Source organism: Blautia caccae (assembly GCF_040095955.1).
Lineage (GTDB): Bacteria > Bacillota > Clostridia > Lachnospirales > Lachnospiraceae > Blautia > Blautia celeris.
The window spans coordinates 150,770-177,630 of the sequence record NZ_JBBMFP010000003.1; the positions used below are offsets into that span (position 1 = coordinate 150,770).

Below are 26,861 nucleotides of genomic sequence, written 5' to 3' on the forward strand. Positions count from 1 at the left end.
TATGTCTGATAGCTAATAGTTTTATTCAAAACTGGAGAGATAAAAGATGGCAAATAATGATTGGAATAATCTGGGCAGGGATATTAAAGATATCGTACAGGATGCCCTGGATACAGGAAATTTTAACCGGTTGAACCGAGACCTGGGAGCCACGCTGGAGGATGCGCTGGGCAATGTGGCCAACAGCGTGAAAGACGCGGCAAAAAGCGGCATGGACCAGGCAAAAAACAGTATGAACCAGGGTTCGTGCTGCGGCGGGCGGGACAGGATCCGAAGACCAAACAGCGGGGCAGGCTCCCGCAGGACTTACACAGGCAGCTCTTCGTGGAATGACAGGACCTATTCCCCGGATGGGTTTCAGTCAAGACCAAGATACCGGTACCCCGAGACAAAGCGTGTAAAAGAGGCAAGGGAAAAATTTGCCCTCTATATTAATACCAGCGGGCCGAGAGCCATGGGCATACTCTTTACCACCCTGGGCTTTGCGCTGTTCGCCATGTTCGGCGTCACGCTGACGGTGCTGGGAATCTGTTCGCTGTTCATCGGTTCCCTGGCTGATAAGATGGGAATCTTTCTGTCCGTGTTCGGTCCGGCTATCGGCATCAGCGGAATTATGGGAATCTGCGGGAATAAGCTCAGAAAGAAAATAAACCGTTTCCGTTCCTACATACACACCCTGAACGGCAGGACGTATGCGGAGATTTCGGAGCTGGCAAAGGGTGTGAGAAAGCCGGAGAAATTTGTCCGCAGGGATTTGAAGCGGATGATCAAGAAATATATGTTTCTGGAGGGACATCTGGATGAGTCGGGCACCTGCCTGATCACCAGTGATGAGTCTTATAAACAATATCTGGAGACAAAGAGACAGGCGGAGATCCAGCAGAAAGAAAAAGAGCAGGAGATCCGGCAGGAAAAAGAAACAGACAGCGATGAGAATTTGTCCAAGGAGGCCCGTCAGGTCATAGAGGAGGGCAATGCCTACATTGAGCAGATAAGAAAAAGCAATGACGCCATCCCGGGCGTGGAGATATCCAACAAGATGTATCATCTGGAAAATGTGATCAAGCGTATCTTCAAGCGCGTGGAACAGCATCCGGAACTGATCGATGACCTGCACAAATTCATGGATTATTACCTGCCCACCACAGTGAAGCTTCTGCAGGCCTATGAAGAGCTGGACAAACAGGATGTGGAAGGCGACAACATCATAATGGCAAAGAAAGAAATTGAAAATACACTGGACACTATTAATGAAGCATTTGAGAATCTTCTGGACAGCTTTTTCAGGGATACGGCGTGGGATGTAGCCACAGATATTTCGGTCCTGAAGACCATGCTGGCACAGGAAGGCCTCACAGGCGGCAAGGATTTTCAGCAGGATAAGTGAGATCCGGGCTGTGAATGGAAATGAACCGAAGAAGGAGTAAGAGATGAGTGACGAATTCAAAGATTTTACGGTAACACCCACATTGACATTTGACGCGCCCCAGGAGGCGGCGCCGGTTGTGGAAATAAAAAAGGAAGAGCCGGTGGAACCGCAGCTTGACGAGAGTGTGCTCTCCGATGCGGAGCGGAAAATGGTGGATGATTTTTCAAAACAGATTGATATCCGCAATTCCGCAGCCATTCTGCAGTACGGGGCAGGAACCCAGAAAAAGATGGCGGATTTTTCCGAGGAGGCTCTGGAAAAGGTAAAGACAAAGGACCTGGGTGAAGTGGGAGATCTTCTGGGCGATGTGGTGACACAGCTCAAAAGCTTCGATGCAGCCGAGGAGGAAAAGGGACTGCGCGGCCTGTTCAAACGCGGCTCCAATAAAATAGAAGCTATGAAGACAAAATATGCCAAGGCGGAGACAAATATCGCGAAGATCGTACAGACCCTGGAGCAGCACCAGATTCAGCTTATGAAGGACGCTGCCACCATGGACAAGATGTATGCGCTGAACCTGAATTATTTTAAAGAGCTTTCCATGTACATTCTGGCCGGAAAGAAGAAACTCCAGGAAGTGCGCAGCACAGACCTTCCCCAGCTTATGGAGAAAGCCCAGAGAAGCGGTCTTCCGGAGGATGCCCAGGCAGCCAAGGACCTGGATTCCATGTGCCAGAGATTTGAGAAGAAGATCCATGACCTGGAACTGACCCGCATGATCTCCATCCAGACAGCACCCCAGATCCGTCTGGTACAGGGCAATGACACCCTGATGGCAGAGAAGATCCAGTCCACTTTGGTCAATACCATTCCTCTTTGGAAGAGCCAGATGGTTCTGGCACTGGGCGTTGCCCATTCCTCTGAGGCGGCAAGGGCACAGAGACAGGTGACCGATATGACAAACGCTCTTCTCCAGAAAAATGCGGAGACACTTAAGATGGCCACCATCGAGGCCGCGAAGGAATCCGAGCGGGGCATTGTGGATATTGAAACGCTGAAGAAGACAAACGAGTCTCTGATCAGCACTTTTGATGAGATCATGAACATCCAGAAAGAGGGCCATCAGAAGCGTATGGAAGCTGAGGTGGAGATGAACCGTCTGGAAGGCGAACTGAAGAATAAGCTTTTAGAGATTAACCGGTAAATGCAGAACGGGCGTGTTTAGGTCAGAAAAGCCTGAACACGCTTTTTATACAGGAGGCAGTGAAATGTATCGTGACCATACAAAAGTGGTACAGATAGGTGATAAAAAAATAGGCGGGGGCAATCCGATCCTGATCCAGTCCATGACCAACACGAAAACAGAGGATGTGAAAGCCACAGTGGCACAGATCCATGCTCTTGAGGCGGCAGGGTGTGAGATCATTCGCTGTACGGTTCCCACGAAAGAGGCGGCAGAGGCGCTGGGGGAAATCAAGAAACAGATTCATATCCCTCTGGTAGCGGACATTCATTTTGACTATAGAATGGCTGTGGCAGCCATGGAGAACGGGGCAGATAAAATTCGTATCAATCCCGGAAACATCGGTGGTCCTGAGAAGATAAAAGCAGTGGTGGACACAGCGAAGGAGAGGAATATCCCCATCCGTGTGGGCGTCAACTCCGGCTCCCTGGAAAAAGAGCTGGTGGAAAAGTATCACGGCGTGACCGCGGAGGGACTTGTGGAGAGCGCGCTTGACAAGGTGAAGATCATAGAGGACTTTGACTATGACAACCTGGTCATCAGCATAAAATCCTCAGATGTCCTTATGTGCGTCAAAGCCCATGAACTTCTGGCAGAGAAGACAGCATATCCCCTTCATGTGGGCATCACAGAGGCAGGCACCCTGTATTCCGGCAATATCAAATCCGCTGTTGGCCTGGGCATTATCTTATACCAGGGGATTGGCGATACCATCCGTGTATCCCTCACCGGAGACCCGGTGGAGGAGATCAAGTCCGCTAAGAGGATCTTAAAGACACTGAATCTGAGAAAAGGCGGTATCGAGGTGGTTTCCTGTCCGACCTGCGGAAGGACGCAGATCGATCTGATCGGACTGGCAAACCAGGTGGAGACCATGGTGCAGAAGTTCCCGCTGGACATCAAGGTAGCTGTCATGGGCTGTGTGGTCAACGGTCCGGGAGAGGCAAAAGAGGCGGATATCGGCATTGCAGGCGGCAAAGGTGTGGGTCTGCTGATCAAAAAAGGCGAGATCATCAGAAAAGTTCCGGAGGCGGAGCTTTTAGATGTCCTTCGGCTGGAACTGGAAAACTGGGAGAAATAGTGTTTTACGGAAAGGAAGCTTAAAGATGGAAAAGAATTTTCTGGATGTCTTCCCCAATCTGGAAATGGGGCAGGAACTTGCCGCCCTGCTGGAAGAGGTGGTGGTGACAAAAGTTGCCGTCAATCCGGAAAAAGACCATATCAGAATCTATATCCGGAGCAGGCAGTGGATCCATAAGAAATACATCTATTCCCTGGAGGAGACCATACGAAACCAGTTCTTTCCCGGTGTGCCCATGTCGGTGAAGATCATTGAGAAGTTCACTCTGACCGGGCAGTACACTCCAAAACTGTTTTTTGACGCATACCGCACTTCCATGTCCATGGAACTGAAAAACTACAGCATTCTGGTGTATAACATGTTCCGCACAGCCCAGATAACCTTCCCGGAGGAGCAGAAGATGGAGCTTAAGATGCAGTCCTCCGTGCTGGCAAAGAGCCGGGAGGAGGAGCTGGTCTCCTATATCGAGAAGGTATTCTGCGAGCGCTGTCCCTTCTCCCTGATCGTGGAGCCGGAATATGTGGAGGCCAGTGAGAGTAAAGTCCGTAAAAACAGTGAGATCCGTATTATGCAGGAGGCTGCTCACGTAATTGAGCAGTCTTCTTTCGGGCAGCAGGAGGAGGGCGGAGAAGTTCCGGAGGAGGAAGCCGTTTCTGCCGGGGAGACTTCAAAGGAAGAGAAAAAGGCAGACGCTCCTGCAGGAAAAACATCCGGGGAGGAGAAGAAAGCCCCGAAAGACCGGAAGGAAGACAAAGGGAAGGACGGAAAGGGCAGAAAGAGTTTCGGAAAAGGAGACCGCGGTTTCGGCGATTATAAGCGCAGCATCAAGCGCTCCGACAATCCGGATGTGATCTACGGCAGAGATTTTGAAGATGAGACCATTCCCCTGGAAAGCATCCAGACGGAGATGGGAGAGGTCTGCATCCGCGGTCAGATCATGACACTGGAGACCAGGGAGATCAGAAATGAGAAGACCATCATCATTTTTGCCATCACGGATTTTACGGATTCCATCACAGTGAAGATGTTCGCCAGAAATGACCAGGTGAGTGAGATCCTGGAGGGCGTGAAGGAGAAAGCCTTTCTGAAACTGAAGGGTGTGACCACCATTGACCGGTATGACAGTGAGCTGACCATCGGAAGTGTGGTGGGAATCAAGAAGATTGCCCCCTTTACCAGTTCCAGGGCAGACACCAGCCCGGAGAAGAGGGTGGAGCTTCACTGCCATACCAAGATGAGTGACATGGACGGTGTGTCTGATGCGAAGGACATCATTAAACGGGCCTATGAGTGGGGACACCGGGCCATTGCTATTACAGACCACGGTGTGGTGCAGGCTTTCCCGGAGGCCAACCACTGCTTTGATTCCTGGGGCGGTGTTGTACCGCCGGATGCGGATTTTAAGGTGATCTACGGTGTGGAAGCTTATCTGGTGGATGACATGAAAGGAATCGTGCAGAACAGCAAAGTGCAGTCCATGCGCGGAACCTTTGTGGTATTTGATATTGAGACAACAGGATTTTCCGCTCTCAGGGATAAGATCATCGAGATCGGAGCGGTCCGGGTGGAGGACGGTAAGATCGTGGGGCGTTTCTCCGAGTTCGTAAACCCCAGGATACCCATTCCCTTCAGGATTGAAAAGCTTACCAGCATCAATGACAGTATGGTGGCAGGCGCTGATAGTATAGATGTGATCCTGCCGCGGTTTGTGGAGTTCTGCAGAGGGGCAGTCATGGTTGCCCACAACGCGGAATTTGATATGAGCTTTATCGAGAAAAACTGCGGGGATCTGGGGATCGAGACAGATTACACATCTGTGGACACTGTGGGAATGGCCCGCTTTCTGCTTCCCCAGCTAAACCGTTTTAAGCTGGATACCGTCGCAAAGGCGGTGGGCGTTTCCCTGGAGCATCACCACAGGGCTGTGGATGACGCGGAGTGTACGGCTCAGATTTTCCAGAAGTTCATTACCATGTGTGAGGAGAGGGAGATCAGCACCCTGGATGAGCTGAATGAGAAGGGCGCTGTCTCTGTAAACGCAGTGCAGAAGATGCCCACTTACCATGCCATTATTCTGGCTAAAAACGATACGGGCAGGGTTAATCTCTATCATCTGGTGTCAGATTCCCATCTGATCTATTATCACAGAAGGCCGAGAATACCAAAGAGCCTGTATCTGAAATATCAGGAGGGTCTTATGATCGGTTCCGCCTGTGAGGCCGGAGAGCTGTACCAGGCTGTTTTAAACGGCAGGCCCGAGCCGGAGATCGCCAGACTGGTGAACTTCTATGACTATCTGGAAATTCAGCCGATTGGCAACAATGCCTTCATGCTGCGGGATGAGGACAGGACGGATATTCAGACAGAGGACGATCTGCGGGAAGTCAACCGGAAGATCGTGAAGCTGGGGGAAATGTTCAATAAGCCGGTGGTTGCCACCTGCGATGTGCATTTTCTGGACCCGTCGGACGAGGTCTACCGAAGGATCATCATGGCGGGAAAAGGCTTTGACGACGCGGATCTGCAGCCGCCCCTGTTCCTCCACACAACGGAGGAAATGCTGGAGGAATTTTCCTATCTGGGCAGCGAGAAGGCCGAGGAGGTGGTCATCACCAACCCCAACAGGATCGCGGATATGGTTGAGAAGATATCTCCCATCCACAAGGGGAAATGTCCCCCGGTCATTGAAAATTCAGATGAAATGCTGAGGGAGATCTGCTACAGCAAGGCCCATGAGATATACGGAGAGAAGCTGCCGAAAGTGGTTGAGGAGCGCCTGGAGAGGGAGCTGAATTCCATTATCTCCAACGGTTATGCGGTTATGTACATGATTGCCCAGAAACTGGTATGGAAGAGCAACAGTGACGGTTACCTGGTAGGGTCACGAGGTTCGGTAGGTTCCTCCTTTGCGGCCACTATGTCGGGTATCACGGAGGTAAACCCTTTAAGTCCCCATTATTACTGTCCCTCCTGCCACTACTGTGATTTTGACTCCGATGAAGTGCGGGCGTACTCCGGCAGGGCAGGCTGTGATATGCCGGATAAGAACTGTCCGGTGTGCGGAAAGCCGTTGACAAAAGAAGGATTTGACATTCCCTTTGAAACCTTCCTGGGATTCAAGGGGGACAAGGAGCCTGATATTGACCTTAACTTTTCCGGTGATTACCAGGGAAAGGCACACCGGTATGTGGAGGTTATATTCGGCGCCGGGCAGACTTTCAAGGCAGGCACGATCGGTACGCTTGCGGAGAAGACGGCGTTCGGATACGTGAAGAATTACTTTGAAGAGCGGGGAAGCCGCAAGCGTTACTGCGAGATAAACAGAATCGTGCAGGGCTGCACAGGCGTCCGCAGAACCACGGGACAGCATCCCGGAGGTATCATCGTTCTTCCCATCGGCTGGGATATCGAGGAATTTACCCCGGTGCAGCATCCGGCCAATGATATGAGCAGCGATATTATCACCACACACTTTGATTACCATTCCATTGACTCCAACCTGTTAAAGCTGGATATTCTGGGACACGATGATCCCACAATGATCCGTATGCTGGAGGATTTGACCGGCATCAATGCCAGGGAGATCCCTCTGGACAGCAAAGAGGTTATGTCTCTTTTCAAAAATACGGATGCATTGGGTGTCACACCGGATGATATCAGGGGCTGTCCGTTAGGCTGCCTGGGGGTACCGGAGTTCGGAACGGATTTTGCCATGCAGATGTTGATTGACGCTAATCCCACATCTTTTTCTGACCTGGTGCGTATTTCCGGCCTGTCCCATGGTACAGACGTGTGGCTTGGAAACGCGCAGGATCTGATCAAATCAGGGACGGCAACCATTACTACATGTATCTGTACCCGTGATGATATTATGATCTACCTGATCAACAAGGGCCTGGAGCACGGGCAGGCGTTCACCATCATGGAGAGCGTGCGTAAGGGAAAGGGCCTGAAACCGGAGTGGATTGACGATATGAAGGCACATGATGTGCCGGACTGGTATATTGATTCCTGTAAGAAGATCAAGTACATGTTCCCAAAGGCCCATGCGGCCGCTTATGTAATGATGGGATGGAGAATCGCCTACTGTAAGATCTATTATCCGCTGGCATATTATGCGGCGTTTTTCAGTATCCGCGCAACGGCTTTTTCCTATGAACTGATGTGCCAGGGAAAAGAGAAGCTGGAATATTTCATGGATGACTATGAAAAGCGCAAGGATACACTGAGCAAGAAGGAGCAGGATACTTACAGAGACATGAAAATCGTGCAGGAGATGTACGCGAGAGGATTTGAGTTTGTACCCATTGACCTGTATAAAGCCAATGCCCATACCTTCCAGATCATGGAGGATAAGCTGATGCCCGCCCTGGATACCATAGAGGGACTGGGGGACAGGGCAGCCGACGCCGTGGTGCTGGCCGCGGAGGAAGGGGAGTTCCTGTCAAAAGACGATTTCCGAAACAGAACCAAGGTCAGCAAGACAGTGATCGATCTGATGGATGATCTGGGTCTGTTCGGGGATCTGCCGGATTCCAACCAGATGTCACTGTTTGACTTTCAGTAAAAGCAAAGCCGGGAGGGGTATGCCATGAAGAAAAAGATAGCACCTGTGATCATAACAATTGTAGTAAGCCTGCTGATCATTCTGTGGGCCTGTACGGGGCTGCGGGAGACGGCAGGCCTGGATGGATTTTCCTCAGCCGGATTGCTGTTTTTGCTGGCGGGGATCGGGGGCGTGGGCGTCCTGGTGGCAGTGCTCTTTATCAGACTGAAGGAGATTGACCATGAAGATGAGGACGACCTGAAAAAATATTAGCGTGTGTATGAATATGGTTCAGGAGTTTGGAAGTACCGCAGCACTGTTTGGCAAACAGTGAGTGCGGTACTTTTGCATCTGGCATAATATTCCATACAATAGATATATTTCTTGAACACACAGGGGAAAAGTAATATAATGGGAACGATATAGAGACGGACAAAAAAGAGGGCCGCCTCGGATAGGAGAAACATGAATTACAAAGAAGCAAGAGTATATTTGGACGAAGTGTCCAAATACGGAAGTGTACTTGGTCTGGATAACATGAGAGAGCTGCTTGAGCGGCTTGGAAATCCCCAGGATGATTTGAAGTTTATCCATATTTCCGGTACCAATGGAAAGGGGTCAGCACTCTCATATATGTCCACAATCCTTTCCGGTGCGGGCTTGCGGACAGGCCGGTACATATCTCCAACCCTATATGCCTACCGGGAACGGATTCAGGTGGACGGGGAAATGATAGACAGGGAATCCCTGGCTGCTCTGGTGACGGTTGTCAAAGAGGCAGTGGATGCCATGGAGGCGGAGAAGAAGGGAAGTCCCACAGTATTTGAAGTGGAGACCGCCCTGTCCTTTTTGTATTTTAAAGAGAAGAAATGCGACATCGTGGTATTAGAGACAGGACTCGGAGGAACATTAGACGCCACCAATGTTGTGAAGACGACAGTGATGGAAATGATATCTTCCATAGGCATGGACCACATGGAGTTTCTGGGCGGTACCCTTCAGGAGATCGCGGAGAATAAAGCAGGTATCATCAAACCCCGCACATGGGTGGTAAGCGCGGAGCAGGACCCTCAGGCGGCAGCGGTGATCAGGCGCGTCTGCCGTGAGAAGGAGTGCAGGCTTTCAGTGGTGGACCCGGATGCTTTTCAGGATGTGCATTACGGGTATGACAGGCAGACTTTTTCTTACAAGGACTGGAAGGACGTGGAGATCACCCTGGCAGGCACTTACCAGGTCATCAACGCGGCACTGGCACTGGAGGCTGTGGAGGCCCTGCGAAATCTGGGATATTCCCTGACAGAGGAACAGGTGAGAAAAGGAATGAAGGAGGCTTTCTGGAGAGGGCGTTTTTCTGTTATCCACAAAAATCCTGTGGTAGTCATAGACGGTGCCCATAATCCGGCGGCGGCTAAGGTGCTGAAGGATTCACTTGAGACATATTTTCAGGGCAAAGACCTGCATTTTATTTTCGGTGTGTTTGCGGACAAGGATTATCAGAGCGTGATCAGCATGACAGCGCCTCTGGCAAAACACATCATCACCATACAGACACCGGACAACCAAAGAGCACTTCCGGCAGAACAGTTAAGAGACGCTGTGGCAAAGGTGAATCCCAGCGTAGAGGCAGCGGGAAGCATACGGGAAGCTGTGAGGAAGAGTATGGAAAATGCACAGAAGGATGACGTGATCGTAGCGTTTGGCTCTCTGTCCTTTTTAGGGGAGCTGGACCGGGAAGTACAGGCCATGGAGGGAGAGTAATACATGAACCAGGATAAGATAAAAGAGGGAGTACGCCTGATTCTGGAAGGAATCGGGGAGGATATAAACAGAGAGGGGCTTTTGGAGACACCGGACAGGATTGCCCGTATGTATGAGGAGCTGGCTGCCGGTTATACCGACGATGCGGCAGTACATCTGAAGAAACGTTTTCATGTGGATAATAATGATATGGTGATGGAAAAGGATATTCATTTCTATTCCTTCTGCGAGCATCACATGCTCCCTTTCTACGGAAACGCGGCTATCGCCTACATTCCCAACGGGGAAGTGGTGGGTCTGAGCAAGATTGCCAGGACTGTGGAGGTGTTCGCAAAACGGTTCCAGCTTCAGGAGAGACTGACCGCCCAGATCGCGGATGCCTTTATGGAGGAACTGAAGCCAAAGGGTGTGATGGTGCTGGTCCAGGCAGAGCATATGTGCATGACCATGCGCGGCATCAAAAAACCGGGAACCAGAACCGTATCTGTAGTGACCAGAGGTATCTTTGACGACAATGAGAGCCTGCAGAATTCTTTCTACAGAATGCTGGAGTGCTGACAAGGGTTCCGCCGGGCCTGCGCATTTCCCGTACTGACCATGTATAGGAATTTGCCTGACAAAATTGCCGCGGCGGCTGATAAAAGAGGACAAGAAAAGTGGAAGACAACAGGCAGGATATGACAAGGGTAAACCGGATCCGGAACCATCCGCTTTACCGGGAAAGTTTACATAATATAGAAAAGCTGGAGCAGGAACGCATCTTCTGCGGCCACAATGCACAGCATCTGCTGGATACCGCCAGACTGGCTTATATTGAGAACCTGGAGTTGAATCTGGGAATTTCCAAAGAAATGATCTATGCGGCAGCTCTTCTGCACGACATCGGCAGGGGCCTGCAATACACAGAGGGCATTCCCCACCATGAGGGCGGAGTAAAACTTGCCGCTCCCATACTGAAGGACTGCGGCTTTACAGATGCGGAGTCAGAGGAGATTCTGGAAGCCATCGGCGGCCACCGCGACACGTCGGCCAAAGGGAAAAGGAACCTGGCAGGCATCCTTTACCGGGCTGATAAAGGTTCCCGCTGCTGCTTTTCCTGCCCTGCCCAGGCGCAGTGCAGCTGGAGTGCAGAGAAGAAAAATATGTATCTGACCGTATGAACCGGCATACAGACCGCAGCGGCAGACAAAAATACAGGAAAAAGGAGACAACAGGAAATGAAAATCGGAAACAGAATTTTTGACACAGAACATGACTGTTACATAATGGCTATTTTAAATGTAACCCCGGACTCCTTTTCAGACGGCGGAAAATGGAACGACGTGGAGCGTGCAAAACAGCATGCAGCCCAAATGATCGCCGAAGGGGCAGCCATCATTGACGTGGGAGGAGAATCCACCCGCCCGGGACATCAGCAGATCACCGTACAGGAGGAAATCGACCGGGTAGTGCCTGTCATCGAAATGCTGAAACAGAACTTTGATATCCCCGTATCCATAGACAGCTACAAAAGCCAGGTAGTGGAAGCCGCCCTGAAGGCAGGCGCTGACATGGTAAATGATATCTGGGGCTTCAAATACGACAAAAAAACAGCAGAACTCACCGCCCGCTATCAGGTACCCTGCTGTCTTATGCATAACAGAGACAAGGCAGAGTACACAGATTTCATGCAGGAAATGTGTGAGGATTTAAGAGAATGTGCCGCCATCGCAAAAGAAGCAGGCGTTGCAGACGACAAAATTATCCTGGATCCGGGTGTGGGCTTCGGAAAGACCTATGAACAAAACCTGACTGCCATAAACCACCTGGAAATGCTGAAGGAGATCGGATACCCTGTTCTTCTTGCAACTTCCAGGAAATCCGTGATCGGCAATACCCTGGATTTGCCCGCTGACCAGAGAGTGGAGGGAACACTTGTAACCACAGTCATGGGTGTAGAAAAGGGAGTGGCATTTGTGAGAGTCCACGACGTAAAAGAAAACCTCCGTGCCATCCGCATGACACAGGCCATTCTTTGCGAGAGAAAGGGATAATAGCATATGAATCTGGAAAAATACGATAAGATAAACATAGAAGATCTGGAAATATTCGCAAACCACGGCGTATTTCCGGAGGAAAACAAACTGGGTCAGAAGTTCATGGTATCAGCCACACTGTACACAGATACCGTACACGCCGGCAGGACCGATGAGCTGGCAGCGTCCATAGACTACGGGGCTGTGAGTCATTTCATAACTTCTTATATGCAGAAACACACCTTCAAGCTTCTGGAGGCTGCTGCGGAGCATCTGGCAGAGGAAATGCTTTGCAGCATTGCCCATCTGGAAGCAGTCACCCTGGAGATCAAGAAACCCTGGGCGCCGGTAGGCCTCCCGCTGAAAACCGTATCCGTAAAGATAACAAGGGGATGGCATACCGCTTACATCGCTCTCGGCTCCAATCTGGGAGACAAAAAGGCATACCTGGACATGGCAGTGGAGGAGCTTGACAAGACGACAGGCTGCAAGGTCTTAAAAGTCTCAGATTACCTGGTGACAGCGCCCTACGGCGGTGTGGAACAGGATGACTTCCTGAACGCCTGCCTCAGTATGCGGACTCTGTACAATCCTCACGAGCTTCTGGAGCGCATGCACGAGATCGAGCAGGCCGCCAAAAGAGAACGCCTGGTACACTGGGGGCCCAGAACGCTGGATCTGGATCTGCTGTTATTTGACGATGAGATCATAGATACAGAGGAACTGATCGTGCCTCATGTGGAAATGCATCTGCGGGATTTTGTGCTGAAGCCGCTGGCGCAGATCGCGCCATGGAAAAGGCATCCGGTGCTTCTGAAAACCATAAAAGAGCTGGAGGCTGAACTCAAATAAGCGAAAGCGGATGGACGGGCCATTCCACCTCTATTTCTCAAAAACGCAGTGGCAGAGAAAACCAGGGTTGTGTGTGGGGGGGGGGGCGGGAGCACAGCCCCCACAACCCGTTCATTTTTTATCCCCCTCCCGTCATCTGTCTTTTACCCCAGCAATTCTCCAAACGCCTCTATCAGCGCATCATTTTTCTCAGGACTCATAACACAAAATCTCACATAAGAAGAATCCAAAAACGGAAACGTAGAGCAGTCACGTATCATTAGTCCCTTCCGGATGCAGCAGTCAAACAGCATATCCGATGTCACATCCTCCTTCAATATTTTCATAAGGATAAAGTTCGTACAGGAAGGATACACCTTCACAGTATCCCAGGCAGAAAGTATTTTGAGAAGACGTTCCCGCTCCGTAGTGATGAGGGTGCGGGTCTTTTCAATGTATTCTTTGTCGGAGAACATGATACAGCCCGCAATCTCGGCCAGGCTGTTGATCGTCCAGGGGTTCTTTTTGGTGTTGATGTATTTCAAAAGATCAGGGTTTCCGGTGACTGCATAGCCCAGCCTGAGACCGGGAGCGGCAAAAAATTTGGAGATACCGCGCAGGACGATCAGGTTGTTGTAATTGTTGGTAAGGGGAATGGAAGAAATCTTCCTGTCATCAGGGGCAAACTCTGCATAGGTCTCGTCCACCATGACAGCAATGCCGAACTGCAGGGCAGCGTCCAGAATCTTGCGCATGTCTTTTCTGGAGATGGCAGAAGCTGTGGGATTGTTGGGGTTGCAGAGTACCAGCAGGTCCAGGCCGTCTTTCATCTGAGCACACAGGTCGTTTACATCCATCTGGAAGTTATTTTCCTCCTTCAGGGGGTAATAGAGCGTGTGGCCTCCTTCCAGGGCAATCTCGCGCTCATATTCTGAATAGGTGGGGCCCAGGATCAGCGCTTTTTCCGGGTGTGTGGTCTGTATGAACAGGGAAATAAGCTCAGTGGAGCCATTGCCCACAATGATGTTCTCGAACTGGGCGCCGGTGTATGCACAGATACTTTTGCGCAGCTTTGTGTAGTCTCTGTCCGGGTAGGTGGTGATGGCGTCCACGTGGCTTGCCAGTGTCTCCCGCAGGAGAGGAGAGATGCCGAGGGGGTTTACATTTGCGGAAAAACTGGTGATGTCTTCTTTTTTGATTCCGTAGATTTCTTCGATTTTTTCCAGGTCGCTGCCGTGAAAATGGTCTTTATGTTTCAGCATGAAAATGCCTCCGTTTCCTTTGATTTTCCTATTTATAGAGTTGTTGAAGGGGCGGCAGAGGTTGCACCCCTTGCATTTGTAGTGTATAATTGTACTATTCAGGACTCTGTCCTGAAATAATATATACTAACACATATTATAGCGGGATATAGAAAATAGTTCAACAAGATAAATAATAATCAGTCGGAGATTCTCCGGGCCATATGGTTTAGAGATAACGGGGTAGAATACATTGAAGAGAAGAATAGAACAACTGATAAATGGAAGATTTGAATACGAGGTTCCGGGTCTTTTGCTGTCCAGGGAAGATATCAGGGAGAGCACAAAGGCCGGGGAAAATATCAGGGGAGAGCTGATCATAGCAGCAGAGAATGGGAGCCGGATAAAAGGGATCGCCTATTCCTCCCATCGCCGTTTTCTTCTGGGAAAAGAGCGTTTTACCGGGGAGAAGATAGAGATTCCCTACGGGGCAGATGTAAAGGGCCTGAACCCCGGAGATTCCTTTGAGGGAGAGCTGGTTCTCAGCACCAGCATCGGAGAGTACAGGGTTCCCTTTGCCATACAGGTGGAACCGTGCCGGATCAAGACATCTGCAGGCTCCATCAGGGATTTGGATGCCTTTGCGGAGCTGGCGAAAAAAGATTTTAAGGAGGCGTACCATCTGTTTCTGGATGATTCCTTTCCGGAGCTTCTGAAAGAAGAACAGGAGGTACTGCCCTATTATTATGCCATGGCGAAAAATCCTGTGACCTGGCAGCATCTGGAGGAATTTCTCATCGGCACGGGAAAAAAGGACCCTGTGAAGCTGCATCTGGAACAGGAGAATCTGGAGATCTATGAGGTGCAGAGTTCCCTTATGGATACCGTCCGGGTGCGCAGAAGCGGCTGGGGCTATCTGAAAGCAAGCGTGACCGTGGAGGGCGATTTCCTGGAAGTAGAGAAAAAGTCCATACGGGACGAGGATTTCATCGGCAGTGTATATGAGCTGCAGTATATTATCCGCAGAGAGAATCTGGGAAAAGGCAGAAATTACGGAAGAATCTGTATCAAAACCGTTTACCAGACCCTTGTTTATGAAGTGATGGCCTCCAAAAGCGGTAAGATCCAGGTAAATGTCGCGGCATACGAGAAGAAAAAGAAACTGGAGCTTTTGAGAGATTACCTGGACTACAGCCTGGAGAAGCTGTCAAAGAGCCAGTGGGAGAGCAGGACACTGGGACTTCTCACAGAACTGCGGGAGACCGGGCATTACACCACGGAGCACCAGTTGTTTGAGGTCTGGTTCTACCATGAATGCGGGGAGGACAGCAGAGCAAAGGACGCCCTGGATAAGTTAAAAGACAACAGCCGGATTCAGGCGGAGGAGGAGCTGGAGGGCGTATATCTCTACCTGGAGGATGTGCTGGGATGCGGTCAGGAGATCCGGGAGAAGATGGTGGTGCGTCTCCATCAGCTTTACCAGCGCAGGGAGGACAGCTTCCTTCTGTTATATATTCTCCTGAAAACAGATTCCGAGCAGGTGCGTACCCAGTCAAAGAAGATCTATCTGCTGGAGGAGCAGTACAGAACCGGCTGCAGAAGCCCGTTTCTGTATCTGGAAGCATGCCGGATAGCGGCAGCGGACGGAGCGCTGCTCAGGAGGATCAGTCCCTTCACCATTCAGGTGCTGCTCTTTGCCATGCGGCATGATATTATGACTGAGGAGATGGCCTTCCGCGCCACAGACCTGGCGGGGCAGATGAAGGATTTCAGCCAGAAGGTATATGAGATACTGGAATACATCTACGAAAAATATCCCTCCACAGCTGTGGTGCGCTCCATCTGTATGCTGATCATGAAGGGCGACCCCAGGAAGAAGGAATATTTCCGGTGGTATGAGCTGGCAGTGGAGAAAGAGCTGAAGATCACAAGGCTGTACGAGTATTATATTGAGACCATGAGCCGCAATTACCAGAAAATGCTGCCACGCATGATACGCATGTATTTCAGTTATAACAATACGCTGAGCGACGCGAAAAAGGCATTTGTGTACAGCAATGTGATACGCAACAAGGAAGTGGATAAAACTACTTATTTAAGCTATAAAAGCAGTATGGAACAGTTCGCCTGTGAGAAGCTCAAGGAAGGCAGGATGAATGAGGACTTTGCTGTGGTGTACCAGGAGTTCTGCTTAAGCTCCCATGATCCTGCAGTTAAGAGAGCCCTTGCGAAGGTGCTTTTCACCCACAGGCTTTACTGTGATGATCCCAAGATACGGCGGGTGATCGTCCGCCATGCGGCATTTTGTGAAGAACAGACGTATACCTGTACGGATAAAGTGGCCTATGTGTCCATTTACACACCGGACGCCAGGATTGTCTTTGAGGATGACAGGCAGAGGCGCTATATCCAGACCATAGATTACAATATCCAGCCGCTTTTGGAGAGAAAAGAGCTGGCAAGGCAGCTTCTGGCGGAGGGAATCCGGACACCGGGGCTTCTCCTCTATACCTGCGGGGAACTGAACCATGAGAACCCCATAACAAGAGAAAATATCTCCTGTATCCAGGATGTGTCCGGGGAGGACTGCTTTTCTGAGGATTACAGGCAGAGGGTGCGCAGGCGCCTGCTTCTCTACTATGAGGAGCATATGGATAATGACAATCTGAAGGATTACCTTCGGGAGATGGATTTTCACAGCTTTGCAAAAGTCAACAAGAGCCTTCTCATCACCATTTTGATCAAACAGGGCATGTATGTGGGGGCCTATGACCTGCTGTGTGAGTACGGCTATGAGGAGATCGACCCAAGAGACCTGTTAAGGCTGTGCAGCCGCATGATCCTCAATCTGGAGTTTGAATATGAGGAGGAGCTTCTTCTTCTGGCTCACCATATATTTAAGGAGAACACCTATGATGAGGTGGTTCTCGAATATCTGACCAAGTATTTTGAGGGACCTGTGGATGAGATGATCCGGGTGTGGGAGCGCTCCATGGGATTTTCCATAGAGGCCTACGAGCTGGAGGAGGACATCCTGACCTACAGCATGTTCACAAGAATCTACCATCCGGGGGATGCGGCGGTTCTGAAGGACTATGTAAAATTAAGCGGTAAGGAACAGGTGATACTGGCTTACCTGACCTTTGCATCCTTTCAGTATTTTATCGGGGGGAAAGAGGCGGAGACGTTTATTTTCCGCTCGCTGGAGCACGTGAGGAAAAAAGGATGGGAGTATGATATTATCTGTGACCTGGCCCTTCTCAAATATTATGCACAGGAAAAGAAATGGGAGGAAAACAGGCTGGAGACGGCCCGCGCCATCTTATCCGTATGTGCCAGGACAGGGCTTAAATTTGCCTTTTTCCAGGAGCTTCCCAGAACCCTTCTGCAGAGTATGCAGCTTGAGGACAAGGTGTTTGTCCAGTGCCAGGCCAGTCCCAGGGCGGATGTGACGATTCACTACCGAATGCTGCAGCCGGACAGGGAGCCGGGAGAGTTCAAAAGCGAACCGCTGAAAAATCTGTATCAGGGTATTTACAATAAAGAATTTATCCTGTTTTACGGGGAGGTACTGGAGTATTATTTCACTGTCGCAGGCCGCGGGGAGATACAGCAGACGGAAAAGAGTAGGCTCACCGTTCCCGAGGCAAAGCTGGAGGGGACTACAAAATACCAGATGATCAACCGTATGCTGGCGGCGAAACAGCAGGGAAGAGAACAGGAGCTTATGGAACTGCTGGGACAGTACAGACAGCAGGAAGCCTGGGTTTCCTCTCTCTTTGAACTGATAGAATAAGGAGGCAGACAAGGGCATGAATGAGACAAGAAATATTATCGCGGGCCTGGAACTGGGGAAGGAGTTTTCCCAGATCTGCTATTATGACAGAAAAGAAAAAGAACCGGTCTCTCTTTCCGTGAAGACAGGGAGCAATCAGTATACATTTTCCACCAGGCTTTCCAAAAGGCCCAGGACAGAAGTGTGGCACTTCGGTATGGAGGCGGATTATTTCTCCATGCACGAGGGGGAGATCCCGGTGGATAACCTGCTGGAGATCTGGGGCCAGGGGGAACCGGTGGAGATTGACGGCGGCTGGTACAGGCCGGAGGAGCTGCTGGAGATCTACTTAAAAGGCTGTCTGTCCGTGCTTGGCGTGGCAGAGCCGGCGAGACAGATCAAGACCCTGATGATCACGGTTCCGGACCTGAACCGAGTGCTGGTGCGCAAGCTGCAGAGAGTGTGCACCCGCCTGAAATTTACTTCCGGGCAGGTGCTTCTGCAGGATTACGAGGAGAGCTTTTACTATTATGTGATGAGCAAGAGACTGGATAACTGGAACCGTATGACAGGACTCTTCACATTTGATAAAGGAAAAGTATCTTTTTCCCGCATGGTGGTGGACAGCCAGAAAAAGCCCATGCTGGTCACAGTGGAACACGGCAAGACCATAACCCTGCCGGAAGACCCGGACCAGAAGGACGTAGACTTTTATCAGTTGATTGCAGATTCCTGCGGAAATGACACATACGCGGGGATTTACTTGGTAGGGGATGGATTTTCCAAGGACTGGGCTGTAAGGAGTGTACCGCTTCTGTGCAAGAATCAGCGCCATGTATACTATGGAAACAACATGTATGTGAAAGGGGCCTGCTATGCGGCCAGGGAGCGGACCGAGGAGAAGCTTCTGGGCACATATCTGTATGTGGGAAATGCCCTGGTCCAGAACCATGTGAGCATGGAAATGCTCATCCAGGGGAAAAAGAAGAACTATACCGTTGCTGAGGCCGGAAGAAACTGGTATGAGACAGAGCATGAATTTGAACTGCTTCTGGACGGCAGGGAGAACCTGGAATTCATGGTGAAGCCCATGGACGGCGGGGAAGTAAGACATTACTGCATGAAGCTGCCGGGGCTTCCGAAAAGGCCTGACAGGACCACGAGGCTTCGTGTGCACATCATGTATGAATCAGCGGATACCTGCATTATTCTGGTACAGGATCTGGGATTCGGGGAGATGTTCCCCTCAAGCGGCCTGATGTGGACCGAGAGAGCAGCGTGGTAGGAGGAAACAGATGAGCGGATACATATTATGTCAGATAAAACGGGCTTCCCTTCCGTTTTATATTGAAAACATCAGCACGAATATCTACAGTATAGAAGAATTATGTTATTATCTCTACCACAACATCTATCTTCTGGACGAGACGATCATCAATGAACATCTCTGTGACTGGATAAAAAACGAGCTGGGACTATTAAAGCTCTACCAGAAGCTGTACCGGATTCTGGAGGAAGAGCGGGGGGCAGGGGATTTCATCCTGGCTGTTTTCAGGGAGATCAATTACCTGACCCATGAGCAGTTTAAAAAATTAAATGAGGAGCTTGTGGTCCTGGAACAGCTTCCCGAAGTGGCCCGCAAGAAGAAAAAGGGCGACTATCTGGTGGACAACCGGATGTATGTGAATGCCATCCGCATTTACGAGGATGCCCTAAGAAGTGTGGATACCGGAGGTCTTGGCGGACAGTATGAGGGGGAGATCTTCCACAATATGGGCTGTGCCTATCTGCACCTCTTCCAGATAGAGGAGGCTAAGGAATGCTTTGAAAAGGCATATGAAAAGCTTCACACCAAGCTGATCCTGAAGCATTACCTGTGTGCCTGCAGGATGCTGATGGAGGAAGCCCAGTGGCAGGGAGAATGTGCCAGAATGGGTGCGGATCTGGATACCTGCAGAGAGATCCAGAAAGAGATGGAAGCCAAAAAGCCGGATGCTTCCCGGGAAAAACAGGAAGACATGGGGGCTCTTTTGGAAAAATACACAAAAGAATATCACAGAAGTACCGGATTTTAGGCTTGTGTTTTGAAAACCGATGTTATATAATTCCTTGTGTATCGTAACGTTTCTCTTTTGAGAGAACTCAATATTATGGAAAAAGGACAGGTGTACGAAGGTGAAGAAGTTAGAGCAGCTTTATGAAGGAAAAGCAAAGAAAGTATTTGCAACAGATGTAGACGGCGTAGTGATCGTGGATTACAAAGATGATGCCACAGCATTCAACGGCGAGAAAAAAGGCACGATCACAGGTAAAGGCGCTATCAACAACCGCATGACAAACTATGTTTTCCAGCAGCTGGAAAAGGAAGGCGTTCCGACTCACTTCGTAGAAGAACTGAGCGACCGCGAGACAGCCGTAAAAAAAGTGAGCATCGTTCCTTTAGAGGTAATTGTTCGTAACGTGGCTGCAGGAAGCTTCTCCAAGAGAATGGGAGTAGAAGAAGGAAAACAGCTTCTCTGCCCGATTTTAGAGTTCAGCTACAAAGATGATGACCTGGGCGACCCCTTCATCAATGATGACTATGCACTTGCATTAGGACTGGCTACACAGGAAGAAATCGACACCATTAAAAATTATACAAGAAAAATCAACGAATTTTTGATCAAATATTTCCTGAACGCAGGAATGAAGTTGATCGACTTCAAAATCGAATTCGGTAAATTGGCAGACGGAACCATCATCCTGGCTGATGAGATATCACCGGATACCTGCCGTCTGTGGGATGTAGAGACAAATGAGAAGCTGGACAAAGACCGTTTCAGAAGAGACATGGGCAACGTAGAAGAGGCATATAACGAAGTGTTCAAACGTCTGGGCCTGGCTTAAATCAGAGGGGTGCCCGGGACACCTTCCGGCTCGGAAGGCGCCTCGCGGCGCCCTTTTTTGTGTTTACTTCAATATAAAATAAAAAGGAGAATTCAAATGAGTACAGACAGATATCAAAGTCCATTATCTGAGCGCTATGCCAGCAAAGAGATGCAGTATATTTTCTCCCCGGACATGAAATTCCGCACATGGAGAAAACTGTGGATCGCCCTGGCAGAGACAGAGAAAGAGCTGGGATTAAATATTACCCAGGAACAGATCGACGAGCTGAAAGCCCACGCAGAAGACATCAATTATGACGTGGCAAAAGAGAGAGAAAAACAGGTGCGCCATGATGTAATGTCCCATGTATACGCATACGGCGTGCAGTGTCCGAAGGCAAAGGGAATCATCCATCTGGGTGCTACCTCCTGTTATGTGGGCGACAATACAGACATTATTGTGATGACAGAGGCCCTGAAGCTTGTGAAGAAAAAACTGGTCAACGTCATCGCAGAGCTTTCCAAATTTGCAGATGAGCATAAAGCGCTTCCAACCCTGGCGTTCACACATTTCCAGCCAGCGCAGCCTACTACAGTGGGAAAAAGAGCAACCCTGTGGATGCAGGAGTTCATGCTGGACCTGGAAGACCTGGATTATGTGATCAGCACTATGAAACTGCTTGGTTCCAAGGGTACAACAGGTACACAGGCCAGCTTCCTGGAACTGTTTGACGGGGACCAGGAGACCATTGACAAGATTGATCCCATGATTGCGGAGAAGATGGGATTTAAGGAGTGCTATCCGGTATCCGGACAGACCTATTCCAGAAAAGTGGACACCAGAGTGCTGAACGTACTGGCAGGCATTGCAGCCAGTGCCCACAAGTTCTCCAATGACATCAGGCTTCTGCAGCACTTAAAAGAAGTGGAAGAGCCGTTTGAGAAGAGCCAGATCGGTTCCTCGGCTATGGCATACAAGAGAAACCCGATGAGAAGTGAGCGTATTGCGTCCCTGTCACGTTTCGTCATGGTGGATGCCCTGAATCCGGCCATCACTTCCGCTACCCAGTGGTTTGAGAGAACACTGGATGACTCTGCGAACAAACGTCTCTCCGTTCCGGAAGGTTTCCTGGCTATTGACGGTATCCTGGACCTGTGCCTGAACGTGGTGGACGGGCTTGTTGTGTATCCTAAGGTTATAGAGAAACGTCTGAGAAGCGAGCTTCCGTTCATGGCTACAGAGAATATCATGATGGATGCCGTGAAGGCAGGCGGGGACCGCCAGGAGCTGCACGAAAGAATCCGTGAGCTGTCCATGGGGGCAGGCAGGAACGTGAAGGTGGAAGGCAAAGAGAACAACCTTCTGGAGCTTATTGCCGCTGATCCCGCATTTAACATGAGTCTGGAAGACCTGCAGAAGACCATGGAGCCGTCCCGCTACACAGGACGTGCCCAGGTACAGGTGGAGGCGTTCCTGAAAAATGTGGTACAGCCGGTACTGGATGAAAATAAAGAAATCCTGGGAATGACTGCAGAGATCAACGTATAATAAAAATACAGTTCGGAGGTTTTTACATGAAGGAGCAAAAGAGGGGGAATCCCATAGCGCTTTTGCCGATTGGGGTGTTTCTGATCATTTTTATCGGAGCGGGTATCCTGTTCCATGACTTTTATACCATGCCTGCCATTGTGGGATTTTTGATCGCGCTTACCGTGGCATTTTTTCAGAACCGGAAAGTAGGGTTTCAGGAAAAGGTGGCAATTATCTCAAAGGGCATCGGTGAGGAAAATATTGTAACCATGTGCCTGATCTTCCTGGCAGCCGGAGCCTTTTCCGGTTCCATAAAGGCGGCAGGCGGGGTGGAGAGCACGGTCAATCTGGGGCTTTCCATTATGCCGTCCTCCATTGCAGTGGTGGGGCTGTTTATCATCGGCTGTTTTATTTCCATTTCCATGGGAACCAGTGTGGGCACTATTACCGCTATGGCACCCATCGGCGTGGGAATTGCCGAGAAGACAGGCATTCCTCTCCCGATCTGCATGGGAGCCATTGTGTGCGGCGCCATGTTCGGTGACAACCTGTCCATGATTTCCGATACCACGATTGCGGCGGTGAGGACACAGGGGTGTGAGATGAAGGACAAATTCAGGGAGAACTTTTTTATTGTTCTGCCTGCAGCTATCATCACGGCTGTGATCTTCTTCGTGATCGCCAGGGGAAATGCAGGAGTCATTGATGATGACCTGAAGTTCCAGATCATCAAGGTGATTCCATACCTGGTGGTCCTGATCGGCGCGCTCATCGGCATCAATGTGTTCATTGTTCTTATAACCGGTACTGTACTGTCCCTCATTGTGGGAGTAGGCACAGGGGCGTTTGCTGTCAGTGAGATGTTCCAGAAGATGGGAGACGGTATCACCGGAATGTATGATATCACAGTGATCTCCATTATTGTTGCAGCCATTGTGGCCCTGGTGAAGGAACACGGAGGGATTGAGTATATTCTGAATGTGATCAAGAAGAAGATCAACGGGGAGCGCGGCGGAGAGTTCGGCATCTCCGTTCTGGCCCTGCTCGTGGACTGCTGTACAGCCAACAATACGGTGGCTATCGTTATGGCAGGCCCCATTGCAAAAGAGATCAGCGAGGAATTCCGGGTAAGCCCCAAAAGGAGCGCGTCCCTTTTGGATATCTTCGCATCCGTAGGCCAGGGAATGATTCCCTACGGTGCCCAGCTTCTGGCCGCGGCCAGTCTGTCCGGGCTTACGCCTATAGCGATCATGCCGTATCTGTTCTATCCTATTTTGATGGGGGTATCGGCAATTATATTTATAATTTTCCGCAGGAGAGAAGTGGCGGAATAAAAAATATGGATGAGGCAGCTGTATTCTTTGGGGAATATAGCTGCCTTTTTCTATTATCTCCGAATATATCTTTGATTTCTGCTTCTTGGTTTTTCCGGTACAGTCATTTCGACCAGATTAAGTTCCATTGCCGGATTTAAGTAATTTTTACGAAAGGTTTCCTTTGATTTTAATCCCAGTTTCTTCATAAGGCAGGTTGCTGTATATGAAGTATCCATTTCCATTGCGGACAAAAGCTTCTTTACATATTCTGTCATCTGTTCTGTATCATCCGATATCTGTTTGGAGATATCATCAAGAACCATATCAACCTGTTTGAGCATAAATTCAATGAAGATATTGGAAGTCCCTTCTGAATGACATTGGGCAATTGCCTGATAGTAACCATCCTGAAATTTTTCAATCTGACTTTCAATCGGGATGTACTCAAAAATCGGTTTCCATTTGGAAAGAATCGCCGTATGCCACAGCCTTGCCATCCTGCCGTTTCCGTCTGAAAAAGGGTGAATGAATACAAATTCATAATGAAAGACTGAGGACAGGATAAGAGGGTGTACGGATGCCTGTTCTCGAGACATCCAGTCGAACAATTCTTCCATAAGCCCCGGTACCAATCTTGCCGGAGGTGCGATGAAAATACATTTATCCCCATTAAACACACCTTCTTCTCCTTTACGGAATACGCCGGACTCATCTACCGTATATTGGGTCATGACTCCATGCAGCTTTTTTAAGTCTTTCAAACTATATGGATTGATCTCAGGCAATTTTTCGTAAGCAGCGTAAGCGTTTTTTACTTCCTGAATTTCCTTTTGCTCACCCAGAACCATGTGCCCGGCAAGCACATCCCTGACCTGTCCAAGTGACAAGGAATTAGCCTCAATTTTCAGGGAAGAATGAATGGACTTGATTCTGTTGTTACGCCTTAGATAGGGGCGGGATTCCATCTTCTGCAGCATACTGATCCTGCCGAGTTTTTCCGATATGGATGAGACATATATCAGCATGGTATTATTAATGGTAAACGGCGGTTGATAACGGTTCATATATTTTCACCTCCAAATTAACTTGCTTATTAACTTGCTTATTATCTTAGCATGTTCCGGCACTGAAGTAAACAGAAAAGTGGATTTTCATATTGCAGCCCTTCCCCCAAACAATTTATAATATTTTTATCAGAACCTTTTTATCACCCCGGGTATCTAATAGATAACAAAAGAGATAAAACAGAAAAAGGAGGAGCCCATGCAGCAGCAGGAATTTATACAGGCCGTCAGGGACGCAGAAGCTACCCTGTACCATGTTGCAATGTCCATTTTAAGGAATGATGCGGACAGTGCGGATGCGGTACAGGAAGCGCTTTTGAAGGCTTTTGAAAAATTAGATACCCTGAAGGAAAAAAAATACTTTAAAACATGGCTGATACGTATTCTTATCCATGAGTGCTACCAAATGAAACGCAGAAGTAAACGTCTGGTTCCCTACGAGGAGTATGTGGAGAACGCACCGGGGAAGGAGGACAAGCTGTATACAGACCTCTATGCAGCCATAGATGATCTGCCGGAGGACCTCCGCATTGCGGTTACCTTATTTTATATAGAAGGTTTCTCCATTGCGGAGATCGCGGAGATGCTGGAGACCAGGGAAAATACAGTGAAAACACGGCTTTACAGGGGAAGAAATCAGCTAAGAAAAAGTCTTGGTGATAAGGAGGAAGCATTATGTTAGAACAGGGAAAATGGAAAGACGGGGCACCGGTACCTTCAAAGGAATTTCATGACAGATTTGAGGAGAGTTTGAAACTGATAGAGAAAAAAGTAGGGGAGAAGGCACCGGCAGGTGCCGAGATCATCCGAATGAACAGGAAGACAAAGCGCAGGGGCAGACATCTGAAGAAAGCAGTTGTGGGTTGTACAGCCGCCGCAGCCGCTATGGCAGTCTTTATCGGAGCCTGCTATCAGAATCCGGTATGGGCTTCCAATCTGCCGCTGATCGGGCACATATTTGAGCGCATGGAAGGACAGCTTTCTTTTGGGGAAGATTACAAGGATTATGCAGAACCACTGGATAAGGAAGCAGCACAAAACCGGGAAGGCGGCGGGCAGGACAGCGGCGATGAGGGAAATACCGGTGCGGGAGCCTTCCGTCAAACGGTTGGCGGCACTACAGTTACCATGTCTGAGAGTTATTGCAGCGGCTCGGCCCTGTACCTTTCCCTTATCATAGAATCAGAAGAGCCATTTCAGGATACCCGTCTGGATGGGAACGGACAGCCATCGATCAGTGTGAAAACGAAGGAAAATTACAGCTTTAATCCTCAGGAACAGAATGATCTTGTCTATCTGGAAGGCGAGTTTTTGGATAAAAATACCTACACAGGGGTTATGCGTATAGACCTGAACATGAAGAATACAGATGACAGCGGGCTGCAGGCAAAGCAGGCAGAGGCTGAGGCAAACGGGGAAGAATTTATAGTTGACGCGGAAGTACTGGATCAGTACAGCACCAAAATAGAGATACCGGAACAGTTCACCCTGAATCTGGACATCAGCCAGATCATAGGGGATTTGGCTGATCCCGATACCTTCAGTACAGGGTACACGGCGGAGGAACTGGAAGCCATGTCCGATGAAGAGTGGAACCGGGTCATGACAGAAGCGGAAGACGAAGGCGGCTGGGACAGCTTCCCCAACAGCCATGAAAACTGGTGGATGGATGGCTCCTGGCAGTTTGAGCTTGATATCAACGCAGACTACTCCAGAACACAGACTGCCGAAGTGAATGAGATGAATGAGGATGGCGCAGGCATTGCATCTGTTGTCAAAACTCCATTTGAGATCACAGTCAATGAGTCATATGATGATAAAACGAAAAGAGCAGATTATTTCCCGGTGATCCTGGATGCCCAGGGTAATGTTATGGATGTCACAGGGGGAAGTGTAAATACCGTATCCGTGAAAAACCATGACACATCTACCGTCTATGTTTATTTATGCGATTATGATGAATATATGGATGAGCTGAAGGGGTCCAGAAATGAGGATGGATTCAAGACATTGATGGATGAAAGGGCAAAATTTGCCGCAGAAGTGCATTTTGACTAACAGTTTTTGATAAAAAACGGCAGAATGAGAATCGGAATTTTTATTCTGCCCGGATGCAGGAGCCGTTTTCAGTCGCCAAAACGCGGGGAAAACGGCTCCTTTCCCATGAAAATCCGCAATTTTTCGTCCGAATTTACAAATTAGAACTTTATTTCTTAAAAGAAAT

Annotated in this window: 20 protein-coding genes; 18 read left to right on the forward strand and 2 right to left on the reverse strand. The window is 49.4% G+C overall.

Annotated features, from left to right (window positions below; all coding sequences use genetic code 11):
- Nucleotides 1-46: 46 nt before the first annotated feature.
- The 10 genes from WMO65_RS04235 to folK all read left to right on the forward strand — a co-directional run bounded on the left by WMO65_RS04235 (nucleotide 47) and on the right by folK (nucleotide 12,864).
- On the forward strand, nucleotides 47-1,387 hold the full coding sequence (locus WMO65_RS04235; RefSeq protein ID WP_103731265.1) for a 5-bromo-4-chloroindolyl phosphate hydrolysis family protein: 1,341 nt from the start codon (nucleotides 47-49) through the stop codon (nucleotides 1,385-1,387).
- 43 nt (nucleotides 1,388-1,430) lie between these two features.
- The gene (locus WMO65_RS04240; protein WP_033141066.1) at nucleotides 1,431-2,573 is read left to right on the forward strand and encodes a toxic anion resistance protein; all 1,143 of its coding nucleotides are present in this window, start codon (nucleotides 1,431-1,433) and stop codon (nucleotides 2,571-2,573) included.
- 64 nt (nucleotides 2,574-2,637) lie between these two features.
- The gene (gene ispG, locus WMO65_RS04245) at nucleotides 2,638-3,693 is read left to right on the forward strand and encodes a flavodoxin-dependent (E)-4-hydroxy-3-methylbut-2-enyl-diphosphate synthase (protein WP_033141067.1); all 1,056 of its coding nucleotides are present in this window, start codon (nucleotides 2,638-2,640) and stop codon (nucleotides 3,691-3,693) included.
- Nucleotides 3,694-3,718: 25 nt separating this feature from the next.
- Entirely contained in the window at nucleotides 3,719-8,260 is a 4,542-nt protein-coding gene (locus WMO65_RS04250; RefSeq protein ID WP_148392626.1) for a PolC-type DNA polymerase III, read from the forward strand.
- A gap of 24 nt (nucleotides 8,261-8,284) precedes the next feature.
- Nucleotides 8,285-8,512 carry a hypothetical protein gene (locus tag WMO65_RS04255; protein WP_033141069.1) on the forward strand — a complete coding sequence of 76 codons (228 nt, stop codon included), beginning with the start codon at nucleotides 8,285-8,287 and terminating at the stop codon, nucleotides 8,510-8,512.
- 192 nt (nucleotides 8,513-8,704) lie between these two features.
- Entirely contained in the window at nucleotides 8,705-9,997 is a 1,293-nt protein-coding gene (locus WMO65_RS04260) for a bifunctional folylpolyglutamate synthase/dihydrofolate synthase (RefSeq protein WP_148392625.1), read from the forward strand.
- A gap of 3 nt (nucleotides 9,998-10,000) precedes the next feature.
- Nucleotides 10,001-10,555, forward strand: a complete 555-nt coding sequence (gene folE / locus WMO65_RS04265; protein WP_033141071.1) for a GTP cyclohydrolase I FolE — start codon at nucleotides 10,001-10,003, stop codon at nucleotides 10,553-10,555.
- A 98-nt stretch (nucleotides 10,556-10,653) separates the two neighbouring features.
- Complete coding sequence (locus WMO65_RS04270) at nucleotides 10,654-11,157, forward strand: HD domain-containing protein (protein WP_330641443.1); 504 nt, start codon at nucleotides 10,654-10,656, stop codon at nucleotides 11,155-11,157.
- Nucleotides 11,158-11,214: 57 nt separating this feature from the next.
- A complete protein-coding gene (gene folP, locus WMO65_RS04275; protein WP_148392624.1) occupies nucleotides 11,215-12,030 on the forward strand; it encodes a dihydropteroate synthase in 816 nt (271 codons plus the stop codon).
- Between the two features lie 6 nt (nucleotides 12,031-12,036).
- A complete protein-coding gene (folK, locus tag WMO65_RS04280) occupies nucleotides 12,037-12,864 on the forward strand; it encodes a 2-amino-4-hydroxy-6-hydroxymethyldihydropteridine diphosphokinase (RefSeq protein WP_187370593.1) in 828 nt (275 codons plus the stop codon).
- 143 nt (nucleotides 12,865-13,007) lie between these two features.
- Here the strand turns inward: folK and WMO65_RS04285 are convergent, their stop codons facing one another.
- Nucleotides 13,008-14,105: a pyridoxal phosphate-dependent aminotransferase gene (locus WMO65_RS04285; RefSeq protein WP_103731260.1), complete on the reverse strand. Its 1,098-nt coding sequence runs from the start codon at nucleotides 14,103-14,105 to the stop codon at nucleotides 13,008-13,010.
- A 232-nt stretch (nucleotides 14,106-14,337) separates the two neighbouring features.
- On the opposite strand from WMO65_RS04285, the gene WMO65_RS04290 reads away from it, so the two are divergent.
- The 6 genes from WMO65_RS04290 (at nucleotide 14,338) to WMO65_RS04315 (ending at nucleotide 23,591) form a co-directional block, all read left to right on the forward strand.
- Nucleotides 14,338-17,880, forward strand: a complete 3,543-nt coding sequence (locus WMO65_RS04290; protein ID WP_187370592.1) for a DUF5717 family protein — start codon at nucleotides 14,338-14,340, stop codon at nucleotides 17,878-17,880.
- Between the two features lie 16 nt (nucleotides 17,881-17,896).
- The gene (locus WMO65_RS04295; protein ID WP_103731259.1) at nucleotides 17,897-19,144 is read left to right on the forward strand and encodes a DUF5716 family protein; all 1,248 of its coding nucleotides are present in this window, start codon (nucleotides 17,897-17,899) and stop codon (nucleotides 19,142-19,144) included.
- 10 nt (nucleotides 19,145-19,154) lie between these two features.
- The gene (locus tag WMO65_RS04300; protein ID WP_033141075.1) at nucleotides 19,155-19,934 is read left to right on the forward strand and encodes a tetratricopeptide repeat protein; all 780 of its coding nucleotides are present in this window, start codon (nucleotides 19,155-19,157) and stop codon (nucleotides 19,932-19,934) included.
- Between the two features lie 100 nt (nucleotides 19,935-20,034).
- Entirely contained in the window at nucleotides 20,035-20,745 is a 711-nt protein-coding gene (gene purC / locus WMO65_RS04305; RefSeq protein WP_033141076.1) for a phosphoribosylaminoimidazolesuccinocarboxamide synthase, read from the forward strand.
- Between the two features lie 96 nt (nucleotides 20,746-20,841).
- Nucleotides 20,842-22,275, forward strand: coding sequence for an adenylosuccinate lyase (gene purB / locus WMO65_RS04310; RefSeq protein WP_148392623.1), 1,434 nt, complete (start codon nucleotides 20,842-20,844; stop codon nucleotides 22,273-22,275).
- Nucleotides 22,276-22,301: 26 nt separating this feature from the next.
- On the forward strand, nucleotides 22,302-23,591 hold the full coding sequence (locus WMO65_RS04315) for a Na+/H+ antiporter NhaC family protein (protein WP_033141078.1): 1,290 nt from the start codon (nucleotides 22,302-22,304) through the stop codon (nucleotides 23,589-23,591).
- Nucleotides 23,592-23,644: 53 nt separating this feature from the next.
- On the opposite strand, the gene WMO65_RS04320 is transcribed toward WMO65_RS04315, so the two are convergent.
- The gene (locus WMO65_RS04320) at nucleotides 23,645-24,637 is read right to left on the reverse strand and encodes a Fic family protein (RefSeq protein ID WP_118743296.1); all 993 of its coding nucleotides are present in this window, start codon (nucleotides 24,635-24,637) and stop codon (nucleotides 23,645-23,647) included.
- Nucleotides 24,638-24,836: 199 nt separating this feature from the next.
- On the opposite strand from WMO65_RS04320, the gene WMO65_RS04325 reads away from it, so the two are divergent.
- The gene (locus WMO65_RS04325) at nucleotides 24,837-25,319 is read left to right on the forward strand and encodes an RNA polymerase sigma factor (RefSeq protein WP_033141080.1); all 483 of its coding nucleotides are present in this window, start codon (nucleotides 24,837-24,839) and stop codon (nucleotides 25,317-25,319) included.
- Complete coding sequence (locus WMO65_RS04330; RefSeq protein WP_148392622.1) at nucleotides 25,313-26,695, forward strand: DUF4179 domain-containing protein; 1,383 nt, start codon at nucleotides 25,313-25,315, stop codon at nucleotides 26,693-26,695. Before WMO65_RS04325 ends, WMO65_RS04330 begins: the two co-directional genes overlap by 7 nt.
- The last annotated feature ends 166 nt before the right edge of the window (nucleotides 26,696-26,861 follow it).

Excerpts from the sequence above, each read along its gene's own strand:
- WMO65_RS04235 (WP_103731265.1), top strand. The coding sequence starts at position 47 with ATGGCAAATAATGATTGGAATAATCTGGGCAGGGATATTAAAGATATC.
- WMO65_RS04240 (WP_033141066.1), top strand. The coding sequence starts at position 1,431 with ATGAGTGACGAATTCAAAGATTTTACGGTAACACCCACATTGACATTT.
- ispG (WP_033141067.1), top strand. The coding sequence starts at position 2,638 with ATGTATCGTGACCATACAAAAGTGGTACAGATAGGTGATAAAAAAATA.
- WMO65_RS04250 (WP_148392626.1), top strand. The coding sequence starts at position 3,719 with ATGGAAAAGAATTTTCTGGATGTCTTCCCCAATCTGGAAATGGGGCAG.
- WMO65_RS04255 (WP_033141069.1), top strand. The coding sequence starts at position 8,285 with ATGAAGAAAAAGATAGCACCTGTGATCATAACAATTGTAGTAAGCCTG.
- WMO65_RS04260 (WP_148392625.1), top strand. The coding sequence starts at position 8,705 with ATGAATTACAAAGAAGCAAGAGTATATTTGGACGAAGTGTCCAAATAC.
- folE (WP_033141071.1), top strand. The coding sequence starts at position 10,001 with ATGAACCAGGATAAGATAAAAGAGGGAGTACGCCTGATTCTGGAAGGA.
- folP (WP_148392624.1), top strand. The coding sequence starts at position 11,215 with ATGAAAATCGGAAACAGAATTTTTGACACAGAACATGACTGTTACATA.
- folK (WP_187370593.1), top strand. The coding sequence starts at position 12,037 with ATGAATCTGGAAAAATACGATAAGATAAACATAGAAGATCTGGAAATA.
- WMO65_RS04285 (WP_103731260.1), bottom strand. The coding sequence starts at position 14,105 with ATGCTGAAACATAAAGACCATTTTCACGGCAGCGACCTGGAAAAAATC.
- WMO65_RS04295 (WP_103731259.1), top strand. The coding sequence starts at position 17,897 with ATGAATGAGACAAGAAATATTATCGCGGGCCTGGAACTGGGGAAGGAG.
- WMO65_RS04300 (WP_033141075.1), top strand. The coding sequence starts at position 19,155 with ATGAGCGGATACATATTATGTCAGATAAAACGGGCTTCCCTTCCGTTT.
- purB (WP_148392623.1), top strand. The coding sequence starts at position 20,842 with ATGAGTACAGACAGATATCAAAGTCCATTATCTGAGCGCTATGCCAGC.
- WMO65_RS04315 (WP_033141078.1), top strand. The coding sequence starts at position 22,302 with ATGAAGGAGCAAAAGAGGGGGAATCCCATAGCGCTTTTGCCGATTGGG.
- WMO65_RS04320 (WP_118743296.1), bottom strand. The coding sequence starts at position 24,637 with ATGAACCGTTATCAACCGCCGTTTACCATTAATAATACCATGCTGATA.
- WMO65_RS04325 (WP_033141080.1), top strand. The coding sequence starts at position 24,837 with ATGCAGCAGCAGGAATTTATACAGGCCGTCAGGGACGCAGAAGCTACC.
- WMO65_RS04330 (WP_148392622.1), top strand. The coding sequence starts at position 25,313 with ATGTTAGAACAGGGAAAATGGAAAGACGGGGCACCGGTACCTTCAAAG.